Source organism: Streptococcus parasanguinis CC87K, assembly GCF_000507765.1.
In the GTDB taxonomy this organism is placed as follows: Bacteria; Bacillota; Bacilli; order Lactobacillales; family Streptococcaceae; genus Streptococcus; species Streptococcus parasanguinis_J.
The window spans coordinates 831,102-840,524 of the sequence record NZ_KI669401.1 but is presented as its reverse complement, the minus strand read 5'-3'; the positions used below and the strand labels follow the sequence as shown (position 1 = coordinate 840,524).

Sequence of the window (9,423 nt, the reverse complement as noted above, 5' to 3'; positions counted from 1 at the left end):
ATCATGGCAATTGCACAGGAAAACATCGAACGCATCCAAAGAATGGAAGGTTATTTGAATGACTATGCCAAGACTTTGGAAGAAACCAAAAAAGCAGTGGATCAACTAAGAGAGCATCAAGAAAGCTATATCCAACTGAGTGATTATTATAGTAGTCAGGCCTATTTTGATGACTTGGACCTGTCCAATCAGGCTGACTTTCCAAAGGATCTACCTTGTGGTGTCTTGTCCGAAGATGCCGTCTATGATTTGTTAGACGAGCATTTTCAGATGGGAGTGGAACTCTTGGAGATCGCAACGAAGATGATCAAAGAACGGTGAAATTTCAATCTAATTTTCTTTGAACCATTCAAAAAGCTCCGGTTTCCCGGAGCTTTTTGAATGGTTAGTGTGAGACACGGCGACGTGCTGCTTTTTTGCGGTTTTCTTCGATGAAAGCTGCTTTTTGTTCTTCTGGTTCAATTACTTTCTTCTTGAATGTGTAAACTGCACCTGCGACAGCAGCAACTGTACCAGCAACACCAGTAACAAAACCTTTACCAAATCCTTTAGCCATGAGAATTTCTCCTTTTCTGAACTTTAAATATTTATGTTATAATATATGGTAACGAAAAAACGTGAATTTTGCAAGGAAAAACGATGAAAACCAAGATAATTGTGATTGTGGGACCGACTGCTGTTGGGAAAACAGCTCTTGCGATCGATTTAGCGCAAGCCCTCAATGGTGAAATTATCAGTGGCGATAGTCAACAAGTCTATCGCAAGCTGGATATTGGAACAGCCAAGGCGACACTAGAAGAGCAAGCTGCAGCTCCCCATCATTTGATCGATGTGCGGGAGGTGACCGAGTCTTACTCGGCTTTTGATTTTGTAAGAGAAGCTAAGACTGCGATTGAAGAGATCACAGCTCGAGGCAAACTTCCTATCATTGCAGGTGGGACGGGTCTTTACATCCAAAGTTTGCTCGAAGGTTATCATCTAGGTGGTGAAGTTCCTCATGAAGAGATTCTGTCCTATCGCGCCCAATTGGACGTGTTGTCGGACGAAGACTTGTACCAAAGGGTAGCGGAGCAAGGACTTGTGATTCCTCAGCTTAATCGCCGTCGGGCCATGCGGGCTCTTGAAATTGCTCATTTTGGGCAGGAGCTCGCAAACGAAGAGACCGATTATGAACCCTATCTCATCTGTCTAGATGATGATCGATCCTTGATCTATGATCGCATCAATCGCCGAGTAGACCGCATGCTAGAAGAAGGCTTGCTGGATGAAGCCCGGTGGCTCTATGATGACCATCCGGAGGTTCAGGCAGCTAAAGGCATTGGTTACAAGGAACTCTTTCCTTACTTTAAGGGAGAGCAGAGCCTTGAGGAAGCCAGTGAGATCCTCAAGCGCAATACGCGGCGCTTTGCCAAACGCCAGCTGACCTGGTTTCGAAATCGAATGGAAGTGACCTTTTACGCCATTTCTGCCCCCCACTTCAAGGAGCAGGTTCTTGCAGATGTAAAGGAGTTTTTACAGCATGATTGAAACAGAAAAAAAACAAGAACGCATCCTTTTGGTCGGTGTGGAACTTCAAGGCATGGACAATTTTGACATGTCTATGGAGGAGTTGGCGAGCCTGGCTAAAACAGCCGGTGGAGATGTCCGGGGTTCCTATACACAAAAGCGGGAGAAATACGACACCAAGACCTTTGTCGGCTCAGGAAAACTCGAAGAAATTGCTCAAATGGTCGAAGCAGATGAGATTACGACCGTGGTGGTCAATAATCGCCTAACCCCCCGTCAAAATGTCAACTTAGAAGAAATCCTTGGGGTCAAGGTCATTGACCGGATGCAGTTGATTTTAGATATCTTTGCTATGAGGGCTAGAAGTCATGAAGGGAAGTTGCAGGTACACTTGGCCCAGCTCAAATACCTCTTGCCACGTCTTGTCGGTCAAGGGATCATGCTCAGCCGTCAGGCTGGGGGAATTGGTTCTCGTGGACCAGGGGAAAGTCAGTTGGAGTTGAACCGCCGGAGCGTTCGCAATCAAATCACCGATATCGAGCACCAGCTCAAGGCAGTTGAAAAGAACCGGGAAACCCTTCGTGAAAAACGTTTGGAATCACCTGTTTTCAAGATTGGTTTGATCGGCTATACCAATGCAGGTAAGTCGACCATTATGAATCAGCTGACCAGTAAGAGCCAGTATGAAGCCGATGAACTCTTTGCGACCTTGGATGCCACAACCAAGAGCATCCATCTAACAGGCAATCTGCAAGTGACGCTGACCGATACGGTTGGCTTTATCCAAGATCTACCAACAGAGTTGGTATCAAGCTTTAAGTCGACCCTGGAAGAAAGTAAGAATGTGGACCTCCTGGTCCATGTCATCGATGCATCTGATCCTAATCATGAAGAGCATGAAAAGACCGTGCTTTCGATCATGAAGGACCTGGATATGCTGGAAATCCCTCGCTTGACTCTTTACAACAAAGCAGACAAAGTAGCAGACTTTACACCAACCCAGACCCCTTTTAGCTTGATTTCAGCGCGCTCTGAGACAGCCCGTGAAGATCTCCAGGCTTTGCTCCTAGAAAAACTGAGAGAGCTCTTTGTTCCCTTTGCCATTCGCGTTCCCTTTTCAAAATCTTATCGGACACATGATCTAGAAACAGTAGTGATCATTGACAAACGTGAATTTGAAGAGGATGTCGAGGTCATTCAAGGCTATATCGCAGAGAAAAATAAGTGGAAGTTGGAAGAATTTTATGACGGATTACGTTGATTTAGCAATAAAATATGGGGGCTATACCAGTCTCGATCGGGTCTATCTGACCAATCTTTTAAGCACCATCCCTGATGACTTACGTCTCCGTGTGATTACGCCTCCCCCAAGTGTGATCAACGCCTATTTCGCTGAGCTCTATCAAAAGAAGAGCCCAAAAGAGGCCATGGATTATTTCTTGGACTTGAGCCGAGCATTTGACTTATTCACAATTCAGCAAAGTTTTGATGAATGGAAGCCCTTTATCCGCCTCAATTTATCAGGTAAGTCTTATGGCTTGGCCTACGCAAATGAAGAGCTAGCCTGTGTCTTTGCTGAACATCCAACAGAGGATATCACCCCTGCCATTTTATTCGAAATTGCAGAGATCTTTCCACATTGTTTGGTCTTTGAAAAAGATGGCAAGATCTGCTTGCAAGAGGCTGAACCAGAAGGGGTCACTAAAACAGAAGCCCTCTCAGCCCTAACTGACTTGATGACCTTGGAAGATGGACGCTTAAAACTGTCAGGATATAACCAAGAGGAGCTTCTCGAGCTAGCGCAAGCCTACCCAGGCAACCTTTCTTTCCGTTCAGAGAACCGGACGGCCATGATTTATATAGATAGAAAGTAGACAATGGACATTCAATTTTTAGGAACGGGAGCTGGGCAACCCTCAAAAGCCCGTAATGTATCGAGCCTAGCGCTCAAATTGCTGGACGAGATCAATGAAGTCTGGCTCTTTGATTGTGGCGAAGCGACACAGAATCAAATTTTAGAAACGACCATTCGTCCGCGAAAGGTTAGCAAGATCTTTATTACTCACCTACACGGAGATCATATTTTTGGTTTGCCAGGTTTCCTCTCTAGTCGGGCCTTTCAGGCCAATGAAGAGCAGACGGATCTGGATATCTATGGACCAGTAGGGATCAAATCCTTTGTGATGACTAGTCTTCGCGTATCAGGCTCTCGTCTGCCTTACCGCATCCATTTTCATGAATTCGATGAACATTCTCTGGGTAAGATTTTAGAAACTGATAAATTCACGGTTTACGCGGAAGCTTTGGACCACACCATTTTCTGTGTCGGTTATCGGATCATGCAGAAGGACCTCGAAGGAACACTCGACGCAGATAAGCTCAAGGCAGCGGGCGTTCCATTTGGACCGCTCTTTGGTCAGGTTAAAAATGGACAAGATGTCACCCTGGAAGATGGCACCAAGATCATTGCTGCTGATTATATTTCAGCTCCTCGACCTGGTAAGATTATCACGATCCTTGGAGATACCAGAAAGACGGATGCCAGTGTCCGCCTTGGAGTCAATGCAGATGTCCTCGTCCATGAGTCCACCTATGGTAAGGGCGATGAGAAGATTGCTAAGAAACACGGTCACTCGACCAATATGCAGGCAGCAGAAGTAGCGCGTGAAGCTGGAGCGAAGCGCCTTCTTCTCAACCACATCAGTGCTCGCTTCTTATCAAAAGACATCAGCCAATTGCGCAAGGATGCATCCAGCATTTTTGAAAATGTCTATGTCGTCAAAGATTTGGAAGAAGTGGAGATCTAAGATGCGAACCATTCTCATAACAGGAGCAAGTGGAGGCTTGGCCCAAGAAATGGTCAAGCTCCTCCCTGAAGATCGGCTGATTCTCCTAGGCAGAAATCAAGAAAAACTGGAACAACTCTATGCCAGTCATCCTCAAGCTGAATGCATTGGGATCGATATCACTGATTCCTCAGCCGTCCAAGATTTGGTAGAAGAGCTCTATCAGCGCTATGGGCAGATCGATATCTTGGTCAACAATGCAGGCTATGGGATTTTTGAGGCCTTTGATCGCATTTCTGACCAGCAGGTGCAGGAGATGTTTGAGGTCAATACCTTTGCCCTCATGCAGTTTTCACGCTTGATGGGTGCGCACATGAAGGAAGCAGGCAAGGGGCACATTGTCAATATCGTCAGCATGGCGGGTCTCGTCGCAACTGCCAAATCCAGCCTTTATTCGGCGACTAAGTTTGCAGCTATTGGCTTCTCGAATGCCCTGCGTCTAGAACTCATGCCCTTTGGTGTCCATGTGACGACGGTCAATCCAGGCCCCATTCGGACCACTTTCTTTGATCAGGCAGACCCAGACGGAAGCTATGTCAAAGCTGTGGATCGCTATATTTTGGAACCGGACTTTGTGGCCAAGAAGATCGTGAAGAACTTTGGAAAAGCAAAACGTGAGCTCAATCTGCCTTGGCTCTTGAACCTGACCCACAAGCTCTATACCCTTTTCCCACGCATCTCGGACAAGCTAGCTAGCAAGATGTTCAATTTCAAATAGGAGGAGATCGATGGCCACGAATATTCAAGCCTATTTAGAAAACCTCCGGCAACCCTGGGGACAGATCTATTATGATATCCTTTTTGAACAATTACAGGACATCAAGGGAAAGCGAGTGCTTGATTTCGGCAGTGGTTTTGGCCTTGTAGCCAACCACCTGGCGCAAGACAATCAAGTCCTTGCTGTGGAACCCAATGAGGAAATGGTGACCTTGCGGGTCCAGGACCATCCCTACCAGCAACTCGTTGGGAGTCTGGACCAGATAGAGAGCTTTGAAGATGCCAGCTTTGATGTCATCCTCTGCCATAATGTCTTGGAGTATGTAGAGGATCGCAAGGTGATTTTAAAGGCATTCACTCGTCTCTTGAAACCAGGAGGCCTGCTCTCTATCGTCAAGCACAATGAGGTTGGCCGCGTTCTGCAGACAGTCGTCTTTGAAAATGATACTCAAAAGGCCCTTGATCTCTTAGCCGGTCAAGACCTGGAAACCCACTCCATGGGCTTGGCACAGGCCTATGATCTAGATAGAGCAGTAGACGATCTAGCCCTCGAAGTTCAGGACTACCAAGGGATCCGTGTCTTTTATGCCTTGCAGGACAATCGTTTCAAGGACCAAGAAGGCTGGCGAGAGTCTATGCTCAAGATGGAGCTATCTGTTTGCCAAGAGTCCCCTTACCGAGATATCGCCTTCTTCCAGCACTATCGGTTAAAAAGGAGTTAAGATGTTAGATTATAAAAAAGAAATTCCAGCGATGACAGACCTACTCGCACTCTACAGCTCGGTGGGTTGGACCAATTATACCAACAACCCATCTATGCTGGAACAAGCTGTCAAAGCTAGTCTCTGGCAGTTGGCCGTCTATGATGAGAAAGAGCTCGTCGCCTACATTCGCTTGGTAGGTGATGGCCACTCGGTTATTTTTGTGCAGGACCTTTTGGTACGACCAGATCACCAGCGCCAAGGCATTGGAAAGAAACTCTTAAAAGAGGCTTTAGCGACCTTCCCAAATGTCTATCAACGGCTCCTTGCCACTGAACGTAGCGAGAAAAATCTAGCCTTTTACCAATCCCTGGGCTTTGTTGAACTTTCAGAGCAAGCCTGTACAGGGATGATCTATATGAAATAAAGAGAGTGGGACAGAAATCGGTAATTCGTTAGAATTCGATTTCGTCGTCCCACCTCCGCACAGTTGAGTAGGGCTGTAAAAGCTGATGAAATCAGCGTAGTAGAGCCCACTCAACCACTGCGTCTTGCTCGACAATCCAAAAATAATTGAGAGGCTAGGACTTTTGTCCCAGCCTTATCTATTTGACTGACAAAAGGGGAGATTGATGGTAAAATGAGGGTGAGATTAGGAGGAGATGAAATGAAGAAGAAAATAAAATGGGGCCTTGTCTTATGTTCGGTACTTATACCAGTATGTTTGAGTGCCTGCAAACAAGGAACTGTAGAAAAACAAGGTTCTTCGAATAAAGAAGTACAGAAGAAAATCGATCGAAAAAACATTCATTTTGACAAGACAGGACCTGCAGCAACATTTGATTGGGATGCAAAGAACAGTATCAGATACATAACGTTTGAAAAACTTCCACAATATATGAGGTCAGATGATAGCGATGGTATTTCAATATATGGACAGCAACCGAATGAAGTCTCTCTATCTGAGGAAGGAAGAGTTCAAAAAGCTTTGCAGGTCGTTGAAGGAGTCTATGTAGATCCAAGGGGAATAGACACAGTAATCAAGGCCAATGGGGCAAAAAATCAAGAGGATATGTATACTCGACTCTGGAACGATTATATTATCCCTAAAATTGAAAAAAACAGTAGTACTTTTGATCCAAATACTTATGTGGAATATCTTGGTGAGAAGTACCCCCTCAAAATATATGGTCCCATGTATTTGAAGCTCATGACGAATGCATTGAGCTTTGGAAAAAAATATGAATTAAAGGGCTATGCAGTTAAGGGAAACAAAGTATTCATTCGCATTCAGGCACCAACTTACTTCCCAGAGCTTTTATCGAGAGGGAATAAATATTATAAAAATCCTAATGAGTCAGATTTCAATCAAGCCTTCTATGATTGGCTCGATGAATTCCATCAAAGGTATGCTGAAAAAGAAATAAATCGAGATGATCATATTTCCTATATCATGCTTTCAACAGTTTTACAACAGTTAGTTAACAAAAATTTCGAGGCAACCTCATTATCCGGTTATGCTTATAGTAAAACTTCGCCTACGGAATTCACGGTTGAAATGGAAGTGACAAATCAAGGTGATGTTCGAATTGATTTAAAAAACTTGGCTATTCTCTTACAAATCCCTCAACAAATGAAGGGGGATAATCAGTATGGTAAGCAAGATGAGAATAATATCTTTTGGACCATCCCATCTGGAAATAATAGTGACGGACAAAAGATAAAAGAAAAATTAAAGAATTTTAATCCCAAAAATCCTGTTAAAAGTTATGTAATTGGAGAGCCAGTTGTATTTGCTAATGGCTTAGAAGTTACACTGAATAGTGTAACAGACGATCCAAATTTGGATGTTCAGGATGATCAAGACCGTATCGATACAAGGAAAAAACAACATCGATTGATCGTCGAATTCACCCTATCAAATACAACACCTCTCAGTATTGAAAATACTCCAGATTATACAAATGTAGATCTCTATGATGGCCATGGCAAATCTGCTTATATGTTGAATAATACTTTAAATTACAAACAGCCAACAGTCCTTGAGGCAGGAGAGTCGGGTAAATATAAAATTAATTATTTAACAGATGGGGATGGACCATTTACGATCGTTTATGGTGATGCAAAATGGGTCATTCAAAAATAGTCATGTCATATAATAGGAACTTCTCAATTATCATTAGAATTTTCAATCGGTTCATAGGTTGTTCAGATATGACTATATAAAAAATTAATTGATTAGGTTGAATTTCGCAAGGAGGTCAGGCTATGAAGCCCAACTATTTCAAACTATTCGCAGGAATTCCACTTATTCTTTGTTGCCTGTTTCTTTCCAGTTGTAAGATAATGAAACCGAGTGATTATAAAAAGGCGGAGGAAGTAGTCAGCAGTGAGCTTGCTAAGGTTGGTCTGCATGGGGATGTGACCATAAACAAACTGGATTGGACTGCTTTGGAAATCCCAACTTATCATGTGTCTTATACCTACTCTGAGAAAACCTATGATGGACAAACAGTGACATTAGAAACGGATACGGTGTTTCATAATGATTGGACAGATACAACTAGCGACCATCTTCCAGAGTATAAGGAAGCGTACTTGAAGCAGCAATCTGTCCAAAAGAAGGAGAAAGAAATTGAGGGACAATTAAAGAAGCAATCTCTAGGTCTTCCTATTAGTTTCTTTGGTTTTTTATCTAACTCCAACCGTGATGAGAAGGAGCAAATTCTAGATAGTATCGCAAGTCAAAATCTCAAAGAAGGGAAAAAGGACTTTGCTGGTTACTATCAAATCCCTTTTCAGACCTTAATCGATCAAGAGTTAATCCGTATGACTATTTATATAAAGGATGGTGTATCCGTTAAGGAACAAGACTTAAAAGCAGCAGCCAAAAAATTAGACGCTAGCAAACTACCGGATGGTGCCTATGATTTCTACTATTCCAAAGGCAGTTACGCCGATTCCATTAGTTACTCATTCAAGGTCAAAGATGGGAAAGTTGTTTTTTATGAAGATCAAAAAGAGAGAGTAGAAAGCCAAAACTAAAGAAAGATCCTTCGTATCCGATTAGAACGTTGGTCAATCTAATTATTCAGTATTTTATAGGGAGCCAGGACTTAACGTCTGGCTCCTTTATATTTGATTGAGATTTTACAAGGAAATTAGCTCTGAAGTCTATTTAATTTATAGGAAGAACAGATTAAAAAAGAGAACCTTTCGGTTCTCTCTATTTGTTTCAACTTCTATGAATGAGAGTAGAAGTTTCTTCGTTAGGGGGTTGATAGAAGTAAGGACTGTTCCTAATGATACGATTAGTTATCAGTCAATTTCCGTTTGATTCCAACAGCACCTGCTAAGACAAGAATTCCGGAGAAGACAAGTCCAGATGCAACAACTTCACCTGTGTTTGGAAGAAGCGATTTGCGACGTCCACCATTGTTTCCACCATTTGAACCTGGCGCACTTGGTGTCGTTGTGGTACCAGAATGACTAGGTTTATTTGGATTTTCTGTTGTGGATGAAGAAGTCTTAGGCTCTGCAGTAGTAGTAGTTGTTGTTGTGTCTTCCTCACTACTATTGTGGTTTTCTGGTTCTTCTGGTGTTGTAGTTGAAGTAGTCTTAGGCTCTTCAGTTGTAGTTGAAGTAGTCTTAGG

At 43.3% G+C, this 9,423-nt stretch carries 12 protein-coding genes; 10 read left to right on the top strand and 2 right to left on the bottom strand.

The annotated features are described in order from the left end of the window. Positions 1–3: 3 nt before the first annotated feature. Positions 4–321, top strand: a complete 318-nt coding sequence (locus HMPREF1195_RS04145; RefSeq protein WP_023918585.1) for a DUF4298 domain-containing protein — start codon at positions 4–6, stop codon at positions 319–321. A 64-nt stretch (positions 322–385) separates the two neighbouring features. Here HMPREF1195_RS04145 and HMPREF1195_RS10660 read toward each other — a convergent pair whose 3' ends face one another. Next, complete coding sequence (locus HMPREF1195_RS10660) at positions 386–556, bottom strand: DUF3042 family protein (protein ID WP_003002781.1); 171 nt, start codon at positions 554–556, stop codon at positions 386–388. A gap of 83 nt (positions 557–639) precedes the next feature. Here HMPREF1195_RS10660 and miaA point away from each other — a divergent pair, with 83 nt between their 5' ends. The 9 genes from miaA to HMPREF1195_RS11285 all read left to right on the top strand — a co-directional run bounded on the left by miaA (position 640) and on the right by HMPREF1195_RS11285 (position 8,815). Continuing rightward, complete coding sequence (miaA, locus tag HMPREF1195_RS04140; RefSeq protein ID WP_023918583.1) at positions 640–1,527, top strand: tRNA (adenosine(37)-N6)-dimethylallyltransferase MiaA; 888 nt, start codon at positions 640–642, stop codon at positions 1,525–1,527. Further along, positions 1,520–2,767 carry a GTPase HflX gene (hflX, locus tag HMPREF1195_RS04135; RefSeq protein WP_023918581.1) on the top strand — a complete coding sequence of 416 codons (1,248 nt, stop codon included), beginning with the start codon at positions 1,520–1,522 and terminating at the stop codon, positions 2,765–2,767. The genes miaA and hflX overlap by 8 nt, the downstream gene beginning before the upstream one ends. After that, positions 2,751–3,380 (top strand): hypothetical protein, encoded by a 630-nt coding sequence (locus HMPREF1195_RS04130; protein WP_023918580.1) that lies wholly within the window; start codon positions 2,751–2,753, stop codon positions 3,378–3,380. Before hflX ends, HMPREF1195_RS04130 begins: the two co-directional genes overlap by 17 nt. Before the next feature lie 3 nt (positions 3,381–3,383). Next, positions 3,384–4,313: a ribonuclease Z gene (rnz, locus tag HMPREF1195_RS04125; RefSeq protein WP_003011107.1), complete on the top strand. Its 930-nt coding sequence runs from the start codon at positions 3,384–3,386 to the stop codon at positions 4,311–4,313. A 1-nt stretch (position 4,314) separates the two neighbouring features. Continuing rightward, positions 4,315–5,070 carry an SDR family NAD(P)-dependent oxidoreductase gene (locus HMPREF1195_RS04120; RefSeq protein WP_023918578.1) on the top strand — a complete coding sequence of 252 codons (756 nt, stop codon included), beginning with the start codon at positions 4,315–4,317 and terminating at the stop codon, positions 5,068–5,070. A 10-nt stretch (positions 5,071–5,080) separates the two neighbouring features. After that, positions 5,081–5,791 (top strand): class I SAM-dependent methyltransferase, encoded by a 711-nt coding sequence (locus HMPREF1195_RS04115; protein ID WP_023918576.1) that lies wholly within the window; start codon positions 5,081–5,083, stop codon positions 5,789–5,791. 1 nt (position 5,792) lies between these two features. Further along, positions 5,793–6,197 carry a GNAT family N-acetyltransferase gene (locus HMPREF1195_RS04110; protein ID WP_023918575.1) on the top strand — a complete coding sequence of 135 codons (405 nt, stop codon included), beginning with the start codon at positions 5,793–5,795 and terminating at the stop codon, positions 6,195–6,197. A 240-nt stretch (positions 6,198–6,437) separates the two neighbouring features. After that, positions 6,438–7,916, top strand: a complete 1,479-nt coding sequence (locus HMPREF1195_RS04105; RefSeq protein WP_023918573.1) for a hypothetical protein — start codon at positions 6,438–6,440, stop codon at positions 7,914–7,916. A gap of 122 nt (positions 7,917–8,038) precedes the next feature. Next, positions 8,039–8,815 carry a hypothetical protein gene (locus tag HMPREF1195_RS11285; RefSeq protein WP_023918571.1) on the top strand — a complete coding sequence of 259 codons (777 nt, stop codon included), beginning with the start codon at positions 8,039–8,041 and terminating at the stop codon, positions 8,813–8,815. Positions 8,816–9,081: 266 nt separating this feature from the next. Here HMPREF1195_RS11285 and HMPREF1195_RS04090 read toward each other — a convergent pair. Then, the coding region (locus tag HMPREF1195_RS04090) for an LPXTG cell wall anchor domain-containing protein (RefSeq protein ID WP_023918570.1) at positions 9,082–9,423 on the bottom strand (342 nt) is incomplete at its 5' end.

Excerpts from the sequence above, each read along its gene's own strand:
- HMPREF1195_RS04145 (WP_023918585.1), top strand. The coding sequence starts at position 4 with ATGGCAATTGCACAGGAAAACATCGAACGCATCCAAAGAATGGAAGGT.
- HMPREF1195_RS10660 (WP_003002781.1), bottom strand. The coding sequence starts at position 556 with ATGGCTAAAGGATTTGGTAAAGGTTTTGTTACTGGTGTTGCTGGTACA.
- miaA (WP_023918583.1), top strand. The coding sequence starts at position 640 with ATGAAAACCAAGATAATTGTGATTGTGGGACCGACTGCTGTTGGGAAA.
- hflX (WP_023918581.1), top strand. The coding sequence starts at position 1,520 with ATGATTGAAACAGAAAAAAAACAAGAACGCATCCTTTTGGTCGGTGTG.
- HMPREF1195_RS04130 (WP_023918580.1), top strand. The coding sequence starts at position 2,751 with ATGACGGATTACGTTGATTTAGCAATAAAATATGGGGGCTATACCAGT.
- rnz (WP_003011107.1), top strand. The coding sequence starts at position 3,384 with ATGGACATTCAATTTTTAGGAACGGGAGCTGGGCAACCCTCAAAAGCC.
- HMPREF1195_RS04120 (WP_023918578.1), top strand. The coding sequence starts at position 4,315 with ATGCGAACCATTCTCATAACAGGAGCAAGTGGAGGCTTGGCCCAAGAA.
- HMPREF1195_RS04115 (WP_023918576.1), top strand. The coding sequence starts at position 5,081 with ATGGCCACGAATATTCAAGCCTATTTAGAAAACCTCCGGCAACCCTGG.
- HMPREF1195_RS04110 (WP_023918575.1), top strand. The coding sequence starts at position 5,793 with ATGTTAGATTATAAAAAAGAAATTCCAGCGATGACAGACCTACTCGCA.
- HMPREF1195_RS04105 (WP_023918573.1), top strand. The coding sequence starts at position 6,438 with ATGAAGAAGAAAATAAAATGGGGCCTTGTCTTATGTTCGGTACTTATA.
- HMPREF1195_RS11285 (WP_023918571.1), top strand. The coding sequence starts at position 8,039 with ATGAAGCCCAACTATTTCAAACTATTCGCAGGAATTCCACTTATTCTT.